At 62.3% G+C, this 18793-nt stretch carries 16 protein-coding genes; 12 read left to right on the forward strand and 4 right to left on the reverse strand.

The window, feature by feature from the left end; all coding sequences use genetic code 11:
• The gene (locus tag FX984_RS10320) at nucleotides 1–642 is read left to right on the forward strand and encodes a LysE family translocator (protein ID WP_027603921.1); all 642 of its coding nucleotides are present in this window, start codon (nucleotides 1–3) and stop codon (nucleotides 640–642) included.
• Here the strand turns inward: FX984_RS10320 and FX984_RS10325 are convergent.
• The gene (locus tag FX984_RS10325) at nucleotides 617–5839 is read right to left on the reverse strand and encodes a dermonecrotic toxin domain-containing protein (RefSeq protein ID WP_146476704.1); all 5223 of its coding nucleotides are present in this window, start codon (nucleotides 5837–5839) and stop codon (nucleotides 617–619) included. The genes FX984_RS10320 and FX984_RS10325 overlap by 26 nt on opposite strands.
• A gap of 151 nt (nucleotides 5840–5990) precedes the next feature.
• Nucleotides 5991–6344: a hydroxyisourate hydrolase gene (gene uraH, locus FX984_RS10330; RefSeq protein WP_027603919.1), complete on the reverse strand. Its 354-nt coding sequence runs from the start codon at nucleotides 6342–6344 to the stop codon at nucleotides 5991–5993.
• A gap of 379 nt (nucleotides 6345–6723) precedes the next feature.
• On the opposite strand from uraH, the gene puuE reads away from it, so the two are divergent.
• The 7 genes from puuE to FX984_RS10365 all read left to right on the forward strand — a co-directional run bounded on the left by puuE (nucleotide 6724) and on the right by FX984_RS10365 (nucleotide 13757).
• Entirely contained in the window at nucleotides 6724–7650 is a 927-nt protein-coding gene (gene puuE, locus FX984_RS10335; protein ID WP_027603918.1) for an allantoinase PuuE, read from the forward strand.
• The gene (gene uraD / locus FX984_RS10340) at nucleotides 7647–8162 is read left to right on the forward strand and encodes a 2-oxo-4-hydroxy-4-carboxy-5-ureidoimidazoline decarboxylase (RefSeq protein WP_027603917.1); all 516 of its coding nucleotides are present in this window, start codon (nucleotides 7647–7649) and stop codon (nucleotides 8160–8162) included. Before puuE ends, uraD begins: the two co-directional genes overlap by 4 nt.
• A 41-nt stretch (nucleotides 8163–8203) precedes the next feature.
• Nucleotides 8204–9199 carry an allantoicase gene (gene alc / locus FX984_RS10345; protein WP_027603916.1) on the forward strand — a complete coding sequence of 332 codons (996 nt, stop codon included), beginning with the start codon at nucleotides 8204–8206 and terminating at the stop codon, nucleotides 9197–9199.
• A gap of 238 nt (nucleotides 9200–9437) precedes the next feature.
• The gene (locus tag FX984_RS10350; RefSeq protein WP_027603915.1) at nucleotides 9438–9941 is read left to right on the forward strand and encodes an ureidoglycolate lyase; all 504 of its coding nucleotides are present in this window, start codon (nucleotides 9438–9440) and stop codon (nucleotides 9939–9941) included.
• A 51-nt stretch (nucleotides 9942–9992) separates the two neighbouring features.
• Nucleotides 9993–11276, forward strand: a complete 1284-nt coding sequence (locus FX984_RS10355; RefSeq protein WP_027603914.1) for a urate hydroxylase PuuD — start codon at nucleotides 9993–9995, stop codon at nucleotides 11274–11276.
• A 115-nt stretch (nucleotides 11277–11391) separates the two neighbouring features.
• On the forward strand, nucleotides 11392–12741 hold the full coding sequence (locus FX984_RS10360) for a nucleobase:cation symporter-2 family protein (RefSeq protein ID WP_146476705.1): 1350 nt from the start codon (nucleotides 11392–11394) through the stop codon (nucleotides 12739–12741).
• A gap of 230 nt (nucleotides 12742–12971) precedes the next feature.
• Complete coding sequence (locus FX984_RS10365; RefSeq protein WP_027603912.1) at nucleotides 12972–13757, forward strand: outer membrane protein OmpK; 786 nt, start codon at nucleotides 12972–12974, stop codon at nucleotides 13755–13757.
• A 46-nt stretch (nucleotides 13758–13803) separates the two neighbouring features.
• Here the strand turns inward: FX984_RS10365 and FX984_RS10370 are convergent, their stop codons facing one another.
• Nucleotides 13804–14952, reverse strand: a complete 1149-nt coding sequence (locus FX984_RS10370) for a patatin-like phospholipase family protein (protein ID WP_027603911.1) — start codon at nucleotides 14950–14952, stop codon at nucleotides 13804–13806.
• Nucleotides 14953–14982: 30 nt separating this feature from the next.
• Nucleotides 14983–15918: a lipid A biosynthesis lauroyl acyltransferase gene (locus FX984_RS10375; protein WP_092486438.1), complete on the reverse strand. Its 936-nt coding sequence runs from the start codon at nucleotides 15916–15918 to the stop codon at nucleotides 14983–14985.
• Between the two features lie 119 nt (nucleotides 15919–16037).
• On the opposite strand from FX984_RS10375, the gene minC reads away from it, so the two are divergent.
• The 4 genes from minC to FX984_RS10395 all read left to right on the forward strand — a co-directional run bounded on the left by minC (nucleotide 16038) and on the right by FX984_RS10395 (nucleotide 18779).
• Complete coding sequence (gene minC, locus FX984_RS10380; RefSeq protein ID WP_146476767.1) at nucleotides 16038–16775, forward strand: septum site-determining protein MinC; 738 nt, start codon at nucleotides 16038–16040, stop codon at nucleotides 16773–16775.
• A 201-nt stretch (nucleotides 16776–16976) separates the two neighbouring features.
• A complete protein-coding gene (gene minD / locus FX984_RS10385; RefSeq protein ID WP_003175251.1) occupies nucleotides 16977–17789 on the forward strand; it encodes a septum site-determining protein MinD in 813 nt (270 codons plus the stop codon).
• Nucleotides 17790–17792: 3 nt separating this feature from the next.
• A complete protein-coding gene (minE, locus tag FX984_RS10390) occupies nucleotides 17793–18047 on the forward strand; it encodes a cell division topological specificity factor MinE (RefSeq protein WP_003175252.1) in 255 nt (84 codons plus the stop codon).
• Between the two features lie 96 nt (nucleotides 18048–18143).
• Complete coding sequence (locus tag FX984_RS10395) at nucleotides 18144–18779, forward strand: RluA family pseudouridine synthase (protein ID WP_027603908.1); 636 nt, start codon at nucleotides 18144–18146, stop codon at nucleotides 18777–18779.
• Nucleotides 18780–18793 lie beyond the last annotated feature (14 nt).

An 18793-nucleotide genomic window follows, 5' to 3' on the forward strand; every position in this document is an offset into this window, starting at 1 on the left:
ATGAGTCTGGAAACCTGGCTGCTGTTCAGCGGCGCTGCGCTGGTGGTGATCCTGATCCCGGGGCCGCTGTCGTTGCTGATGATCAGCAACAGCCTGAACTACGGCCTGCGCCGCTCGTACCCGGCATTTCTCGGTGGGGTGATTGCCTCGATCTGCCTGTTGAGCGCGTCGGCCCTGGGCCTGGGCGCCTTGCTGCTGGCTTCGGAACAACTCTTCAGCGCGTTGAAGATCGTCGGCGCGCTCTACCTGTTCTACCTCGCCTGGCAGAGCTGGCAGCAATCGCGCCAGCCGTCCCACGGCGCGACCGTCCCGGAGGCGGCGCCGGTGCCGCGTTTTCGCGCGCTGTTCGGCCGCGCCTTTGTGCTGGGGGCCAGCAACCCCAAGGACATCCTGTTTTTCGCCGCCTTCCTGCCGCAGTTCCTCAGCAGCCAGCAGCCGTTCCTGCCGCAATTACTGATCATGATCGCCACCTGGACGCTCCTCGACCTGCTGTGCAAACTCGCCTACGGCCTCGGCGCCCATGGTGCTGCGCGCTACCTGCGCAGCGGCAGCGGCCAACACTGGTTCAACCGCGTCAGCGCCGCGCTGTTCGGCTGCGCCGGCGTTGCCTCGCTGCTCAAGGCACGGGTGGGCTCAGTTTGACGAAGTAAACGCTGGGCGCCAGGTTCCCCAGCACCGGCCACTGGATGCCTGCGACGATCCGAACCAGGCGCTGTTCCTCCATCGCCCCGCTGACCGTGGCGGCGAGGACGGAATCCCGGTGCGAACGGATGGCTGCCTGGAGCCAGCGGTCAGTGAGCCGCTTGTTCAACGCCACCGAACCGCGTTCGAACCACTGATAGGTCACGTAGTACAGGTTGTTCGAATGGGGATGGGTGGCAACCAGCTCAGGCACGAGGATTTTGCCGCGCCGCACACGCCATTCGTGAAGGCGGAAGCCCTGCTGCTCCAGTACAGCCCTGACGGCCTCCCGCTGCAGGGTTTTGCGTGCTTCGGAGACCTGCGCACCACCGGCCTTGAGTCGCGGCGCCACGGCGACCGGCGAACTGAAATCGACACGGGTGAAACCCGGCGCCTTGCCTTCGTAGCCAATGAACAGATTGGCGCCCCGCGTTGGCGTGGGCCGCAGCAGGTTCAGCAAATCATCGGTCTGGCCCAACTTCACAGGGTTGGGGGTCAACCAGTTGTCCAGGGTGGCCCGCAGGTTGAGCAAATGGCTGGCCGTGACCGAACGCGAGGAGTCGGCCAACTCAATCACCCTGGCAATCGCAGACGCCTGGCTTTGCCGCGTAATGCCCGGGAACGCCCTGCCCACCTGTGGCTCCAGCGGCCCGTCGAACAACGGCGCGTGCAATTGCCACTCCCCCGATGGCAGGCGCGAAACCGGAATCGGCTGCTCCTGCAGCGCGCCGCCGGTCCAGCGCTCGATATCCACCTGGGCCTTTGAAACCAGCGGCTCGTTCCTGGCAATAAACCCGAGTGTGCTTAACGGTGCGTGATCACCCTGGTGAAGCAACCGGTAATAACCAACGCCCGATTGCGTCGCGGTGTCATACCTGGAGCCGATGTAAATAGCGTCGTAGGGAAAACCTGGCGGTTCCAGATGCACGTGAAACACCCCGGAAGCCGGTGTACTCGTCGCCTGGGCTTCAGGCACCTGGGTACGCCAACTGAACCAGTAGTCCGCCGGCGCGGAGGACTGAAGAATACGGTTGTGGGTGGCCATCGGTGCAGTGGGCGGTCGCCAGCCTGGTGCTCGGGCAGGTGCCGGCCACGGGGTGAGCGTGGCCGAACTCGGCCCGGCCACGGGTGCATCCGCCCCCAGCAGCCATTCCCGGGGCTCATGGACCGTCAGGATCAACTCATCGGTGCCCGGCGCCTGCCGGTTCTTCAGGCGGAAATACGCTTCGTCGCCACGTCGGTAAACCGGGTAGTGGTGCGTGTCGTCCACCATGAAGTACTCGCCGTGTTTGACGTAGATGCCTTTTTCGCCCGGCCCCTTCAACGCCACGGCCTCCTGCGGCGCACCCTGGGTTTTGAAACGCTCCAGGGGATTGAAGCGCGCGCCCCTCGATGGCGACGGCTCCAATGGGGCGACCCGGCCCAACGTCGAGACGCTCGCGCGGTGGATACGATTCAAGCCGGCGCCCATGGAACGGACCGCCGGGTTCGCCACAGTGCCCGGCTTCAGCTTGGGGCCGGGGAAAAACGTCAGTAACAGGTCTATCGTCAAAAACACCGTGCCAAACGCCACATCCACCGCATCGCGCGCATCACCATAGCGGTGATAACGCCGCGAGGTGAGCAGCAACTCGTACAGCTGGTTACCCAAGCTGAAAAACGGCACCACCACCGACAGCAACGCCCGCCGACGCGTGTCACGTTGCGCCTCCAGGCGCTGTTCGCGGTAGCGCTGCAGCGCCTGGCCGGACTGACTGTGCGCCTGGGCCTGGCGGTGCAACTCAAGCACCCGCGCCCGGTACAACAGGGCCTGGGCATCGGCGTGGGACGTCGGGACCCAGGCCAGCCAGTTCAGCGGGTCACTGGCGATTTGCTCAAGCAGTTGCTGTTCAATCTCCTCGACACGCGCCGCGGGCACCAGGTGCTTGATATTGAATGAGCGAACGAAATCAGCCGCGCGCCAGAGCCCCTGCAGCATGATCGCGCCCGGCAGCAGATTACTCGGCTGAAAAAAGCCGGCTTGCGCGTGCACCGGGCCCGGGTGATGGGCGATGGCTTCAAACGCCCAGCCCGGCGCAACATGCCGGGCCAGGGCGCTGACGTAATCGGGCAACGCCCCGACACGATTGAAGTGCTCATGGGCCTCTTGCAGGCTGGCGTACTCATGAATGTGCCGCGCATCCGGCGCACTGGGCCAATAGACCACGCAGCGTTGCGACAACAGGTCGTGAATCAGCAGGATGCCGGCGATATAGCGATCGTGCTGCAGGGTATGGCCCACCAGATGCGCCACGTGCAGTTGCAACTGATCGCCGTGTGCAAGCAAATCCGCGGGCACACGGGCCGCCATTGCCGTGTTGAAAAAACGTTGGGCACTCGGGGTCAGCCCCTGCTGAATCGCCGAATGGAGATCCGCCTCGATACCCGCCTGCAAGGCCCGTCTGAGCAGCTCCGGGACACGTGCGTCGCTCAGCCGGTGCGCAGCGGCATCGGGGGGATAAAACGCACGATTGATCAAGGCTTCGTAGCGCCCGCCAATATCCAGCGAGGACACCATGCCGATCAGGTAACGCGGGCTCAGTTGCTGCCGCCAGGCCGGTTGCAGGTACTGGGCATAACGGAAGCGCCACCAGGTGGACATCATCTGCGGGTCGAGGTTGTGCAGTGCCAGTTGCAGCAGGCTCAAGCGCGAACGCTCAGTACTGGGCGCGAGGACTTCCTTGCGATCGCCGACCGTACAGCCGCTTTCCCAACCGCAGAAGCGGCCATCGACCCGGTCGGGCATTTCGATAAACGGAGTGTCGATGTCCAGTTGCGGCGGCAGGCCGTCCTCACGCAAGCGCGCAATCAAAAGGCGGCGGGCGAAGCTGTGCAGATCCGGCAAACGCTGCCCGAGGCGCTCTTCATAGGCCAGGACGCTGCCCAGGTAGCGGCTCTGCAGGTACTTGAAACGGTTGCGTTGCGCCACCGTCGCCTCGGCCAGCCAACTCGGCAATCTGTGTTTGGCACTCGCCGCCTTGCGCACCAGATCGACCTGGGCCCGTGCTTGAATCAGGGCATCGCTGACCGGCGCGTCGAGGTGCTTCTCCAACTCGACGGCCAACAGCGAGCGAGTCAATTGGACATCCCGGGTTTCACTGAAAATATTCGCGCTGCCATCAAACCCGCGCTGCTGGCGCAGGTATCCCTTCATCAGCCTTTTGAGCGCAAGCAACACAGGATTACCCTCGCTGACCTCATAGCGCACCGCCAGGGTTTGATTGGCCACCTGTTCACGTAGGGCGTTGCGCTGCGGCCGCTCGATGTAGCGCCACAACACAGACCCATCACGGCTGTCGAGGCTGGCCTCGATGCCCAGGGACAAGGCTTCGAGGCTGGCAAACGTCGCCACGCCACCCTCGCGCCCCAACGCGCACAGCACCACCGGCACCCGTCGTTGCGGATCGTTGAGCGCCGTGGTGCGGGTCACCGCAAACACGCTGTGCAGAGGCTCAAAGGCGTCGGCGCCGCCCACCAGCACGGACAGCACGCGGGTATCGCTGCCGGCGCGCTTGCTGGCCAGCGGCGTATCCAGCACATCCACCAGCAGGTCGCGATGGACTGCGCGGATCAATTGCAGCCGATGCAGCAAGAGGATGTCGGCGCGCAGCACATCACTCCACCCGTCGATGAGCGCGTTCAGGCGCCTGGCTTGACCGGTGGGGCGCGCCTTCCAGAAGGCAGGGTCGAACAGCTGCAATTGCGCGCCGTGCAGCAGCGTGTGCAGGGTGTCCGCGTGCACCTTGCGCCGCTGCTCCAACACGACGAAATCGTCAAAGGCCTGGGTATCCGCCCCGACGTCCTGCGGGTCAAGCAATGCCATCAGGCCTTTTTCATACCGTTTGAGCTGTTGCAGCGCCGTGTTCACGGGCAGGTGCGCGGCGGTGCTGGCGAACAGGATTTCCTTGCGCCGTCGATGCTGATCCCAGTCCTGCAACGTCCGGCGAAGACTGCCCAGGCGTGCCTTGCCCACCCAGTGTCGGCGCGCGCGTTCGATATAGGCGAGCAGTCGCGCGGCATTCATCTCCAGCGGCTCGCGCCTGGCGGAAAATACCTGCGCAAGGTTGATCGACATCCCACAGGCCAACTCGTTTTCCCATTGCCCCTCCAGCACCGCCTGCGCGCTGTATGCCAGCGCATCGCCCCTCAATGCCACACCGCGTCCGGGCGCCGCCGCCGCGTCTTCGGGCCGGCACACCTCATGCCGGCGCCGCAGCGGCAGGCACTGCCACAGGTCATCGAACGAGGCGCCATTGATCAATGCCACCAGGCCACACTGCAAGTGGGCGAACGACGGATATTCGTAGTAGTTGCGGCGGGCGCCCGGCAGGTACATCACGTGCGGCCGGCCCGCCGGGTCGCCCTCGCGATAAATATGCAGGGCGCCGGGGATCGGCATCAGCCGCGGCCCCACGCCCGGCCACATCAACTCACTGGCCTGGACGCTGGCCCATGGCTCACCGGCGCGTCGGCGCGCCTCGGCCGTCGGAGCGTCCGCCAGCGCCTGGACCATGCCCATCGCCCCCTCCGACAGCTCGTCCAACTGCCGCGCCACAAAGGCCTGGTCGGCGAACTGCTGCTTGTGCAAAGCCGCCCAGCGCTCCTGGCGCGTCAGCCAGGAACCCGGCACCAGCGCCTGCCAATAGGCGCTGTGCACCTGGGCAAGTCGAGCCGAAAGGTTGAGCGCAATCACCCGGCGCAACGCCTCCAGCGGCGTAAACGGCAGCCGGCGTGCCGGTTCGGTCTTGAGGCTGACAGCCGTGAACTGATTGAGGTTGATCGGCACCGCAGGCAGCACCATCAGCCGTAGCGCGCGGTCGGTCAGACTGTCGACCTGCTGCGCGGCTGCCGGCGGCTTGGGTTCGGTGAAGAGCAGGCCGTCCGGGTCCAGGTCAAAGGCCTTGCGCAGCTCGGCGCGAATCACCCGCAGCACCTTGGGCGCATGCAGGATCAGGCGGGACTGGTGTTTGGCCGACTGGGCGCAGCGCAGGTCGGCAATGGCCAGCCAATTAATCAACAGGCTGGGATGGGGGCTGCGGTTGATGGACCGGGTCAGTTGGCGACGCATGGCCTGCAACGCATCGTCGTCAGCCATATCGGGATCGGTAGGTGAAGTCACGGCGGTATCTTCGTCGAGGAAAACCCTAGCCTATGCAGCGCAAACGCCCAAGGGGCGCTAGATAATTGACGGGTGCCGCGCACAAAAAAAGCCCGCAGTGTGGGCGGGCGAAAAACCAACGAAGAGCTTGGGGGTGTAACCAGGTGACGACTCAGCTACCGCGATAGGTGGAGTAGCTGTAGGGCGAAATCAGCAGGGGCACATGGTAGTGATCCTGTTCGGCGCTGATGCCGAAGCGCAATACCACCACATCCAGGAAGGCCGGCTCCGGTAATTGCACACCGCGGGCGCGGTAGTAATCGCCGGCGCTGAATTGCAATTGGTAGACACCGCTGCGGTAGTCATCACCTTGCAGTAACGGCGCGTCGCAGCGGCCATCGCTGTTGGTCAGCGCAGTGGCGACCAGTTCCAGCTGCGTGCCGTCGACGCGGTACAGCTCAACCTGGATGGCGCTGCCGGGGCAGCCGTGGGCTGCGTCGAGTACGTGTGTCGTCAGTCGTCCCATGGGGCGGGCTCCCTTGCATGAAGTGAAATAGGCTGCACCTTTACGGGGCATCAAAAAACCGCTGATGGGCCGATTAAGACACTTTTAATAAAAATTGTACACAATAAAAATCACAAAGTTTCGCACAGGCTGCGACGCTTCGATCCTCGGCGGGATTTCCCAGCAAGCCTTGCTTTTAAAAGACCTTTTGTCCGTTTACTGACCAATCGGGCAAGTTTCTTGCAGTGCTGAACGGCGGCAACTCCACGGAAAAAATGCGGAAATACAGGCTTACAAAGTGACCATTAAGTTGTATACAATCAGCCCATCGCTGTGACGCCACCCAGTCTTTCCGCTGGCCGCCACACACTTGCTACCACGAACAAGAAGGAAGACTGCAGTGAGCGCTGACTACCCACGCGACCTGATCGGTTACGGCAGTAACCCTCCTCACCCCCACTGGCCGGGCAAGGCACGCATCGCCTTGTCGTTCGTACTCAACTACGAAGAAGGCGGCGAGCGCAACATTCTGCATGGTGACAAAGAGTCCGAAGCCTTCCTTTCGGAAATGGTCTCGGCCCAGCCGCTGCAGGGCGAGCGCAACATGAGCATGGAGTCGCTGTACGAATACGGCAGCCGGGCCGGCGTGTGGCGCATCCTCAAGTTGTTCAAGGAATTCGACATTCCTCTGACCATCTTCGCCGTGGCCATGGCTGCCCAGCGTCACCCGGATGTGATCCGCGCCATGGTCGACGCCGGCCACGAGATCTGCAGCCACGGCTACCGCTGGATCGACTACCAATACATGGACGAGGCCCAGGAGCGCGAGCATATGCTCGAAGCCATCCGCATCCTCACCGAACTCACCGGCGAACGCCCGTTGGGCTGGTACACCGGGCGCACCGGCCCGAACACGCGGCGGCTGGTGATGGAGGAAGGCGGCTTCCTGTACGACTGCGACACCTACGACGACGACCTGCCCTACTGGGAACCCAACACCCCCACCGGCAAGCCGCACCTGGTGATCCCCTACACCCTGGACACCAACGATATGCGCTTCACCCAGGTGCAGGGTTTCAACAAGGGCGATGACTTTTTCGAGTACCTGAAAGACGCGTTCGACGTGCTGTATGCCGAAGGCGCCGAGGCACCGAAGATGCTGTCCATCGGCCTGCATTGCCGCCTGATCGGCCGCCCGGCGCGCCTGGCCTCGTTGAAGCGTTTTATCGAATACGCCAAGGGCCATGACCAGGTGTGGTTCACCCGCCGCGTCGACATCGCCCGCCACTGGCATGACGTACACCCGTTCCAGGGAGCGGCCAAATGAGCGCCTTCCAGACCTTGAAACCCTCGACCTTGAGCCGTGACGCCTTCGTCCAGGCCTTCGCCGACATCTACGAACACTCGCCATGGGTGGCCGAAAAGGCCTTCGACCTGGGCCAGGACGCCTCGATCGACCAGATCGAAACCCTGCACCAGCGCATGAGCGACATCCTGTTGAGCGCCGATCACGCCAGTCAGCTGGCGTTGATCAACGCTCACCCGGACCTGGCCGGCAAAGCGGCCGTCCAGGGCCAACTCACCCAAGCCAGCACCGATGAGCAAGCTGGCGCGGGGATTCACCACTGCACGGCCGAAGAGTTCTCACGCTTCACCGAGCTGAACGATGCCTACAAGGCCAAGTTCAAGTTTCCCTTCATCATGGCGGTAAAAGGCAGCAACCGGCACCAGATTCTCGCCGCGTTCGAAACCCGCATTCACAACTCGGTGGATGCCGAGTTCAAGTGCGCGCTGGACGAGATCAACAAGATCGCGTTGTTCCGTTTACTGACCCTCTAAACGACCATCCCCAGCCACTCAATTTAAGGCAGACAAGAAGAATGAAAGCTTACGCCGTACCTTTCGAAAAGTTCGTCAACCTGGCCGACGCCCGCCTGGGCACCAAGATCATCTCCGTGACAGATGACTGGTTCGCCGACGCCAACCGCCTGTTCCAGCCGACCCCGGCCGTGTGGAAGGAGGGCGTTTTCGATGACAACGGCAAGTGGATGGACGGCTGGGAGTCACGCCGCAAGCGCTTCGAAGGCTACGACAGCGCAGTGATCCGCCTGGGCGTACCGGGCTCGATCAAGGGCGTGGACATCGACACGTCATTCTTCACCGGCAACTACCCGCCGTCGGCCTCCCTGGAAGCCTGCTTCCTGGCCTCGGGCGAGCCTGACGACAACACCCAGTGGGTAGAAGTCCTGTCGGCCGTCGAGCTGCAAGGCAACAGCCACCACTACCACGAGATCAGCAACGACCAGGCGTTCAGCCACCTGCGTTTCAACATCTACCCGGATGGCGGCGTGGCCCGTCTGCGTGTGTACGGCGTGCCGTTCCGCGACTGGTCGGCAGTGGGCGACAACGAACAGATCGACCTGGCTGCCGCATTGAACGGTGGTCGCGCACTGGCGTGTTCCGATGAACACTTCGGGCGCATGAGCAACATTCTCAACCCAGGCCGTGGCGTCAACATGGGCGATGGCTGGGAAACTGCCCGTCGTCGCACGCCAGGCAATGACTGGGTGATCGTCGCCCTGGGCCACCCCGGCGAAATCGAGAAGATCATCGTCGACACCCTGCACTTCAAGGGCAACTACCCGGACACCTGCTCGATCCAGGGCGCCTTCGTGAAGGGCGGCACCGACAGCCAGATCGAAACCCAGTCGCTGTTCTGGCGCGAACTGCTGCCGGCGCAGAAACTGGAAATGCACGCCGAACACACCTTCGCCGAGCAGATCAAGGCGCTGGGGCCGATCACCCATATCCGCCTGAACGTGTTCCCGGATGGCGGTGTGAGTCGCCTGCGTGTGCTGGGTAAAGTCTCCAGGTAAACGCTGAATCCTGTGGCAAAAGAGCTTGTTGTGGTGAGCGGGCTTGTCGAATCGTCGCACCGCCCGCGTTGGGGCGCGAAGCGACCCTGGAAGCAGACACCGCGTTTTCACAGAAGAAACGCAATGATCTTGTTGGGGCCGCTTCGCAGCCCAGCGCGGGCAAGCCCGCTCACCACATAAGCTCATTGCCACACACAAAATAGTTTTAACAACACAGAACTCGGATAAGAAGACAGCCATGCGCACACTGATGATCGAACCCCTGACCAAAGAAGCCTTCGCCCCTTTCGGAGACGTTATCGAAACCGACGGCAGCGATCACTTCATGATCAACAACGGGTCGACCATGCGCTTTCACAAGCTGGCAACGGTAGAAACCGCACAGCCTGAAGACAACGCGATCATCAGCATCTTCCGCGCCGACGCGCTGGATATGCCGTTGACCGTGTGCATGCTGGAGAGACACCCGCTGGGCAGCCAGGCCTTCATTCCGCTGCTCGGCAACCCCTTTCTGATCGTGGTCGCGCCACTTGGCGATGCACCTGTATCAGGCTTGGTCCGCGCCTTCGTCACCAACGGCAGGCAGGGCATCAATTACCATCGCGGCGTCTGGCACCACCCGGTGCTGACGATCGAAAAGCGGGATGACTTCCTGGTGGTTGATCGCAGTGGCACAGGCAATAACTGCGATGAGCATTTTTTCAAAGAGGATGAGCGGTTGATCCTCGCCCCCCACCAATAAGAGAAGGCCGGATCACCCGACAACAAGGGTGACAGGCGAGAGGTAAAGACTGTGGAAGCACATCTGTTGGAATGGCTGAACCTCAGCGTGCGCTGGGTTCACATGATCACTGGCGTCGCCTGGATCGGCGCTTCGTTCTACTTCGTCTGGCTGGAAAACAACCTCAACCGCGTCAACCCCAAGGACGGCCTGTCCGGTGACTTGTGGGCGATCCACGGTGGCGGTATCTACCACCTGGAAAAATACAAACTGGCCCCGCCGACCATGCCGGACAACCTGCACTGGTTCAAATGGGAAGCCTATTTCACCTGGATGTCGGGCGTCGCGCTGCTGTGCGTGGTGTTCTACCTAAACCCGACGCTGTACCTGCTCGCCCCCGGCAGCAGCCTCAGTGGCGGCGAAGGCGTCTTGCTGGGCATCGGCTCACTGTTCGCCGGCTGGTTCATCTACTCCTTCCTCTGCGACTCGGCCCTGGGCAAACGCCCTGCCCTGCTCGGCTTGATCCTGTTCGTGCTGTTGATTGCCGCCGCGTACGGCTTCAGCAAAGTGTTCAGCGGCCGTGGTGCGTACCTGCACGTGGGCGCGGTGATCGGCACCATCATGGTCGGTAACGTGTTCCGCATCATCATGCCGGCGCAGCGCGCGCTGGTGGCGGCGATCGCCGAGCACCGCACGCCCGATCCGGCCCTGCCGGCCAAGGGGCTGCTGCGCTCACGGCACAACAACTACTTCACCCTGCCGGTGCTGTTCATCATGATCAGCAACCACTTCCCGAGCACCTACGGCAGCCAATACAACTGGCTGATCCTGGCGGGGATCGCGGTGGCAGCGGTGCTGGTGCGGCACTACTTCAACACGCGGCATAACAGCCAGAAGTATGCGTGGACCTTGCCCGTGGGTGCGTTGGCCATGATTTGCCTGGCGTATGTGACCGGGCCCAAGCCGGTGGCGGAAGTCGCCAAGGCACCGGCGGCCATTGAGTACCAACCGTTGCCGGAAACCGCATTGGGCGGTGGCTTGAAACCCGCCGCGCCGGCAGCTCCGGCCGCCGCACCTGCGCCTGCCCAGGCGACGATTGATTTCGACAAGGTCCACGGGGTGATCCAGGAGCGTTGCGCCGTGTGCCATTCGGCCAAACCCACCAGCCCGCTGTTCAGCACCGCCCCGGCCGGCGTGATGTTCGATACACCGGCGCAGATCCAGCAACAGGCGGCACGTATCCAGGCGCAGGCCGTGGCAAGCCAGATCATGCCGTTGGGCAACATCACCCAGATGACCCAGCAGGAGCGGGATTTGATTGGCACCTGGATCAATCAGGGGGCGCGTACCAACTAACAGATTCACATAGTTCCAATGTGGGAGGGGCTTGCCCCCTCCCACATTTGGACCTGCAGTGTTTTGAAGATTGCGTTCCACACAACACAAAAATAAAAAAGATCCGAGGTGTTGCATGACCGAGTTAGTCGAACCGCAGATTCCTGCCGCACCCGCCATGGTGCGGCTGCCCCTCTTGCAACTGATTCTGGTAGGCCTGCAACACGTCTTGCTGATGTACGGCGGCGCCGTCGCCGTCCCCCTGATCATTGGCCAGGCCGCCGGCCTGAGCCGTGAAGAAATCGCCTTTCTGATCAACGCCGACCTGCTGGTAGCCGGCATCGCCACCCTGGTGCAGTCATTCGGCATCGGCCCGGTGGGCATCCGTATGCCGGTGATGATGGGCGCCAGTTTCGCCGCTGTGGGCAGCATGGTCGCCATGGCCGGCATGCCCGGTATCGGCTTGCAGGGCATCTTCGGCGCCACCATCGCCGCCGGGTTCTTCGGCACGCTGATCGCACCGTTCATGTCCAAGGTCGTACGCTTTTTTCCGCCGCTGGTGACCGGCACCGTGATCACGGCCATCGGCCTGTCGCTGTTCCCCGTGGCCGTGAACTGGGCCGGTGGCGGCAGCGCAGCGGCCACCTTCGGCTCACCGATTTACCTGGCGATTGCCGCCCTGGTACTGGCGACCATCCTGCTGATCAACCGCTTCATGCGCGGCTTCTGGGTGAATATCTCGGTGCTGATCGGCATGGGCCTGGGTTACGCCCTGTGCGGGGCCATCGGCATGGTTGACCTCAGCGGCCTGGCCCAGGCGCCGTGGGTGCAAGTGGTGACGCCGCTGCACTTCGGCATGCCCAGGTTCGAACTGGCGCCGATCCTGTCGATGTGCCTGGTGGTGGTGATTATCTTCGTCGAATCCACCGGAATGTTCCTGGCGCTGGGCAAGATCACCGGCCAGGACGTCACGCCGAAAATGCTGCGCCGTGGCTTGCTGTGTGATGCCGGTGCGTCGTTCTTCGCCGGTTTCTTCAACACCTTCACCCATTCCTCCTTCGCGCAGAACATCGGCCTGGTGCAGATGACCGGCGTGCGTTGCCGCTCGGTGACGATGATGGCCGGTGCCTTCCTGATTGTGCTCAGCCTGTTGCCCAAGGCCGCGTACCTGGTGGCGTCGATTCCCCCGGCGGTGCTCGGCGGGGCGGCGATCGCCATGTTCGGCATGGTGGCGGCCACCGGCATCAAGATCCTCCAGGAGGCCGATATCGCCGACCGTCGCAACCAGTTGCTGGTGGCGGTGAGCATCGGCATGGGCCTGATCCCCGTGGTGCGCCCGGAGTTCTTCGCACAGTTGCCCGTATGGATGAGCCCGATCACCCACAGCGGCATCGCCATGGCGACCCTCAGCGCACTGTCGCTGAATATCCTGTTCAACATTCTCGGCGGGGCCGAACGCCCCGTAGTCGACCCCGCCCATACCTGACACGTGCCCCATTGTCGCCCTGTGCGCGCTGTAACGGCGCACTTGAGCCCTGACGTGGGAGCCAGTATTCTCCGCGCCCGCTTGAATCGACGGTTGTTTACCGCCTTGGCGCGGGTCTTGCTGTAGTAATAAAGCTGACCATTCAGACCACTTTTGTAACCACTAAAGGCGCCGCACCAGAGCGCTTGTGTAGAAGAAAAACCATAAAACTTTAACTCGGGAGCAACCGAATGAAACCTCTGTTCAAAGGCCTGATGCTGGCGGGATCCCTGCTGGCCGGCGGCCAGGCCGTGGCCGGTGACTTGTTGCAGTGGCAGAACAACAGCCTGACGTATCTGTGGGGCAAGAGCTTTACCGTCAACCCGCAGATCCAGCAAACCGTCACGTTCGAACATGCCGATGCCTGGAAGTACGGCGACAACTTCGTCTTCGTCGACCGCATCTTTTACAACGGCAAGGAAGACGGCAACGTCGGCCCAAGCACGTATTACGGTGAGATCAGCCCGCGACTGTCGTTCGGCAAGATTTTCGACCAGGACCTGTCCTTCGGCCCGATCAAGGATGTGTTGCTGGCCTTCACGTATGAGTTCGGCGAAGGCGACAACGAGTCGTACCTGCTCGGCCCTGGCTTCGACCTGAACATCCCGGGCTTCGACTACTTCCAGCTGAACTTCTACCAGCGCCAGACCGAAGGCAATCGCCCAGGCGACGGTGTATGGCAGATCACCCCGGTATGGTCGTACACCCTGCCGGTGGGCAACTCGAATATCCTGATCGACGGCTTCATGGATTGGGTGGTGGACAACGACAAGAACGCCCGTGGCACTTACCACGCCAACCTGCACTTCAACCCGCAGGTCAAATACGACTTGGGCAAGGCGCTGCATTGGGGCGACAAGCAGTTGTACGTGGGCTTTGAATACGACTACTGGAAGAACAAGTACGGGATCGAGGATTCCGGCGCGTTCAAGACGACCCAGGACACGGCGAGCTTCCTGGTCAAGTATCACTTCTAAAAGCCACTGCAAGACACATGTGGGAGGGACTTGCTCCCTCCCACATTCAGATAGGCGGCAGGCCCAGGAACCGCATGATCTCTTCACGCTTGGCCAGCGCATCCTTCCTGCCCAACTCAATCAACTCGCTGCAATACCCCGCCTCGAACAGCAAGTAACTCAGCACCCCTGCCCCGCTCGTCTTGGTCGCCCCCGGCCCACGCAGGAACAGACGCAATGCCGCCGGCAATTCCTGCCGATGCCTTGCGGCGATTTCGTCGATCGGCTGGCTTGGCGCAATGACCAGCACTTCCACCGGTGCCAGGCCACGGGCCGCGCTGTCGGCTGGCTGGTGATGGCTGAACTGGTTCAGACGCTCCAGCAGTTCGATATCGCTTTCCAGGCTGTCAATGAACGTGCTGTTGAGCATATGCCCGCCGATCTGGGCCAACGTCGGCTCCTGGCCGGTATAGGTGCGTTGCGCCATCGGTTCATTGCCCCGCGGGTTACCGCTGACACCCACCACCAGCACCCGGGTCGCCCCCAGGTGCAGCGCCGGGCTGATGGGGGCGGATTGGCGCACCGCGCCGTCACCGAAGTATTCCTGGTCGAGTTTCACCGGGGCAAACAGCAAGGGGATCGCCGAACTGGCCAGCAGGTGTTCAACGGTCAGTTGCGTCGGCACTCCGATACGCCGATGGCGCAACCAGGCGTCGATGGTGCCGCCGCCCTGATAGAAGGTCACCGCCTGCCCGGATTCATAGCCGAAGGCCGTGACGGCGACCGCATGCAGGTGCTGTTGGCGGATGGCCTCGTCGATACCTGCCAAATGCAGTTTGTCCTGCAACAAGTCCCGCAGCGGCGAGCTGTTGAGCAGCGCCACCGGCAACTGCCGGCCCAGCCCCAGCAAGCTGTGGGTAAAGAAGCGACTCGCCTGGCGCACCACCCCCGGCCAATCGCTGCGCAATACCAGGTGGCTGCGAAACCCCTGCCAGAACGCAGTCAGGCGCTGGATCGCCGCCGTGAAGTCCATCGCACCGCTGGCCAGGCTCACCGCATTGATCGCACCGGCCGACGTGCCGACGATCACCGGAAACGGATTGGGAGCCCCCGGCGGCAACAGCTCGGCAATCGCCGCCAATACCCCCACCTGATACGCCGCTCGCGCCCCGCCGCCGGAAAGAATCAAGCCTGTAACCGGTTCAGCTGCGCGCATTGCATCACTCCATGTGGGGGAAATTCGGTCTTAGCGACGGCGTTTTTCGTACAGCTTGGGTTCGCCCGGTGGCCGACTCTTGAAGCGGCGGTGGGTCCACAGGTATTGCTCGGGACATTCACGCACCGAGGCTTCCACCCACTGGTTGATGCGCAGGCAGTCGACTTCATCGCTTTCGCCGGGGAAGTCGGTCAACGGCGGGTGGATCACCAGGCGGTAACCGCTGCCGTCCGCCAGGCGCTGCTGGGTGAACGGCACCACCAGCGCCTTGCCCAGCTTGGCGAACTTGCTGGTGGCAGGCACGGTGGCGGCCTGGATGCCGAACAGCGGCACGAAGATACTTTGCTTGGCGCCGTAGTCCTGGTCCGGTGCATACCAGATGGCGCGGCCGGCACGCAGCAGCTTGAGCATGCCGCGCACGTCTTCGCGCTCGACCGCCAGGGAGTCGAGGTTATGCCGCTCGCGGCCACGGCGCTGGATATAGTCGAACAGCGGGTTGCCGTGCTCGCGGTACATGCCGTCGATGGTGTGCTTCTGCCCCAGCAGGGCCGCGCCGATTTCCAGGGTGGTGAAGTGCAGGGCCATGAGGATCACGCCCTTGCCATCCAGTTGGGCCTGCTTGAGGTGTTCCAGGCCTTCGACATGGGCCAGGCGCGCCAGGCGCTGGCGCGACCACCACCAGCTCATGGCCATTTCGAAGAAGGCGATGCCGGTGGAGGCGAAGTTTTCCTTGAGCAGCTTCTTGCGCTCTGCGGGGGATTTTTCCGGGAAGCACAGTTCCAGGTTGCGGGCGGCGATGCGGCGACGTTCGCCGGCCACATGGTACATGCCTGCACCCAGCAGGCGACCAATGGTCAGCAGCGCACGGTACGGCAGTTGGGTCACCAGCCACAGCAGGCCGAGTCCCAGCCATAACAGCCAAAAGCGCGGGTGAAAAAATACAGCTCGAAAACGCGGGCGATCCATTACAGATTCCGGGAAAGACAGGGCCGCGCATTCTACAACGGTTCGACTCGGCTTGCGGCCAGTGAGTGTTCTCGTTATAAGTCTCGACACTTTTCGTGACAAGCCGCTTTTTGCCGACCATGAGCCAAACCGAACCGCTAGACCAAGATCCCGTGTTCCAGCTGAAAGGCAGCATGCTCGCCATCACCGTGCTGGAACTGGCCCGCAACGACCTCGACGCCCTGGACCGCCAGCTCGCCGCCAAGGTCGCCCTGGCGCCGAACTTCTTCAACAACGCCCCGCTGGTACTGGCCCTGGACAAACTGCCGGCCGGCCAGGGCAGCATCGACCTGCCCGGCCTGATGCGCGTGTGCCGCTCCCACGGCCTGCGAACCCTGGCGATTCGTGCCAGCCGCATCGAAGACATTGCCGCCGCCATCGCCATTGAACTGCCAGTACTGCCACCCTCCGGCGCGCGTGAGCGTCCACTGGAACCTTTGGTCGGCGAAGTGCAGAAAAAACCGGAAAAACCAGCGGAACCTGCGATCAAGCCTACAAAGATAATCACCACGCCCGTACGCGGCGGACAGCAGATTTACGCCCAGGGCGGCGACCTGGTGGTGATCTCTTCGGTCAGTCCCGGCGCGGAACTTCTCGCCGATGGCAATATCCATGTATACGGCCCGATGCGCGGACGTGCCCTCGCCGGCATCAAGGGGGATACCAAGGCGCGCATTTTTTGCCAGCAATTGACCGCTGAGCTGGTGTCCATCGCGGGCCAGTACAAGGTTTCGGAAGATTTGCGCCGCGATCCGCTGTGGGGAGCCGCGGTGCAGGTCAGCCTGTCGGGCGATGTGTTGAACATCATCCGTCTTTAACGGATACTGCCGCATTTTCCAAGCATCTCTAGACTCTGATAGCACAGCGAAACTGGCATTACTTGCGTAGGAACATTTGAAGGTTGGCGTTTTTCCTGCGAAAACCCGTCTTTTTTCCTACAAAGGCTGTCCGCCTGCGGCGAGTTCCAAGAGATGTTTTTCAGGGGCTGAAAAGTCCTTTTTCCTTAGGGGTGAAACACCTTGGCCAAGATTCTCGTGGTTACATCCGGCAAGGGTGGTGTGGGTAAGACCACCACCAGCGCCGCTATCGGTACCGGCCTCGCTCTGCGCGGCCACAAGACAGTCATCGTCGACTTCGACGTCGGTTTGCGTAACCTCGACCTGATCATGGGCTGCGAACGCCGCGTGGTGTACGACTTCGTCAACGTGGTGAACGGCGAAGCCAACCTGCAACAGGCCCTGATCAAGGACAAGCGCCTTGAGAACCTGTATGTACTGGCCGCCAGCCAGACGCGCGACAAAGATGCGCTGACCAAGGAAGGCGTAGGCAAGGTCCTCGCTGAACTGAAGGAAACCTTCGAGTACGTGGTCTGCGACTCCCCGGCCGGTATCGAAACCGGTGCTCACCTGGCGATGTACTTCGCCGATGAAGCCATCGTGGTGACCAACCCGGAAGTGTCTTCGGTACGTGACTCGGACCGCATGCTCGGCCTGTTGGCCAGCAAGTCCAAGCGCGCCGAGGAAGGCCAGGACCCGATCAAGGAACACCTGCTGCTCACCCGCTACAACCCTGAGCGCGTCAGCAACGGCGAAATGCTCGGTGTTGAAGACGTCAAGGAAATCCTCGCCGTAACCCTGCTGGGTGTGATCCCGGAATCCCAGGCCGTGCTGAAGGCTTCCAACCAGGGCGTCCCGGTGATTCTCGACGACCAGAGCGACGCCGGCCAGGCGTACAGCGATGCGGTTGATCGCTTGCTGGGCAAGACCGTGGAACATCGCTTCCTCGATGTTAAGAAGAAGGGATTCTTCGAGCGTATCTTTGGAGGCAACTAAACAATGAAATTTCTCGACTTCTTTCGCGCCAACAAAAAGCCAAGCACCGCGTCGGTCGCGAAAGAGCGTCTACAGATCATCGTGGCGCACGAACGCGGCCAACGCAGTACCCCGGATTACCTGCCAGCCTTGCAGAAGGAGCTGGTGGAGGTGATCCGCAAGTACGTCAATATCGGCAACGATGACGTGCATGTCGCCCTGGAAAATGACGGCAGCTGCTCGATTCTGGAACTCAATATCACCCTGCCTGATCGTTGATCGAACAGGCGGCCGCCACGGCGGCTCGGTCACCTTGATCCCTTCGCGGGAACCGGGTGGTCGAGCCGCCGTTGGCGTTTGTTGCGAGGCTGTTTAATGCCGCTGTCCACTATTCATATCCTGCATCAGGACGACGCTGTCCTGGTGGTGAACAAGCCGACCCTGTTGCTCTCGGTGCCCGGCCGCGCCGATGACAACAAGGACTGCCTGATCACCCGCCTGCAGGAAAACGGCTACCCCGAAGCCCGCATCGTCCATCGCCTGGACTGGGAAACCTCGGGGATCATCCTGCTGGCCCGGGATGCCGATACCCATCGCGAACTGTCCCGCCAGTTTCACGACCGCGAAACCGAAAAGGCCTACACCGCGCTGGCCTGGGGCCAGCCGGAACTGGACAGCGGCAGCATCGACCTGCCCCTGCGCTACGACCCGCCGACCAAACCGCGCCATGTGGTGGACCACGAGTTCGGCAAGCATGCGCTGACCTTCTGGAAAGTGCTGGAACGCTGTGGCGACTGGTGCCGCGTCGAGCTGACGCCGATTACCGGAAGGTCGCACCAGTTGCGCGTGCATATGCTGTCCATCGGGCATCCGTTGCTCGGTGACGGCCTGTATGCCCATGAACAGGCCCTGGCTGCCTGGCCGCGCCTGTGCCTGCACGCGAGCATGCTGAGCTTCACTCACCCGCAAAGCGGTGAGCGCTTGCGCTTTGAGTGCCCGGCTCCCTTCTAAAGCTGTAAATACAG

The organism is Pseudomonas marginalis (assembly GCF_008692035.1).
GTDB lineage: Bacteria > Pseudomonadota > Gammaproteobacteria > Pseudomonadales > Pseudomonadaceae > Aquipseudomonas > Aquipseudomonas marginalis.

What these genes read in the sequence shown, in the direction of transcription:
- FX984_RS10320 (WP_027603921.1), top strand. Translation starts at nt 1, where the DNA reads ATGAGTCTGGAAACCTGGCTGCTGTTCAGCGGCGCTGCGCTGGTGGTG.
- uraH (WP_027603919.1), bottom strand. Translation starts at nt 6,344, where the DNA reads ATGGGACGACTGACGACACACGTACTCGACGCAGCCCACGGCTGCCCC.
- uraD (WP_027603917.1), top strand. Translation starts at nt 7,647, where the DNA reads ATGAGCGCCTTCCAGACCTTGAAACCCTCGACCTTGAGCCGTGACGCC.
- alc (WP_027603916.1), top strand. Translation starts at nt 8,204, where the DNA reads ATGAAAGCTTACGCCGTACCTTTCGAAAAGTTCGTCAACCTGGCCGAC.
- FX984_RS10350 (WP_027603915.1), top strand. Translation starts at nt 9,438, where the DNA reads ATGCGCACACTGATGATCGAACCCCTGACCAAAGAAGCCTTCGCCCCT.
- FX984_RS10360 (WP_146476705.1), top strand. Translation starts at nt 11,392, where the DNA reads ATGACCGAGTTAGTCGAACCGCAGATTCCTGCCGCACCCGCCATGGTG.
- FX984_RS10365 (WP_027603912.1), top strand. Translation starts at nt 12,972, where the DNA reads ATGAAACCTCTGTTCAAAGGCCTGATGCTGGCGGGATCCCTGCTGGCC.
- FX984_RS10370 (WP_027603911.1), bottom strand. Translation starts at nt 14,952, where the DNA reads ATGCGCGCAGCTGAACCGGTTACAGGCTTGATTCTTTCCGGCGGCGGG.
- FX984_RS10375 (WP_092486438.1), bottom strand. Translation starts at nt 15,918, where the DNA reads ATGGATCGCCCGCGTTTTCGAGCTGTATTTTTTCACCCGCGCTTTTGG.
- minC (WP_146476767.1), top strand. Translation starts at nt 16,038, where the DNA reads ATGAGCCAAACCGAACCGCTAGACCAAGATCCCGTGTTCCAGCTGAAA.
- minE (WP_003175252.1), top strand. Translation starts at nt 17,793, where the DNA reads ATGAAATTTCTCGACTTCTTTCGCGCCAACAAAAAGCCAAGCACCGCG.
- FX984_RS10395 (WP_027603908.1), top strand. Translation starts at nt 18,144, where the DNA reads ATGCCGCTGTCCACTATTCATATCCTGCATCAGGACGACGCTGTCCTG.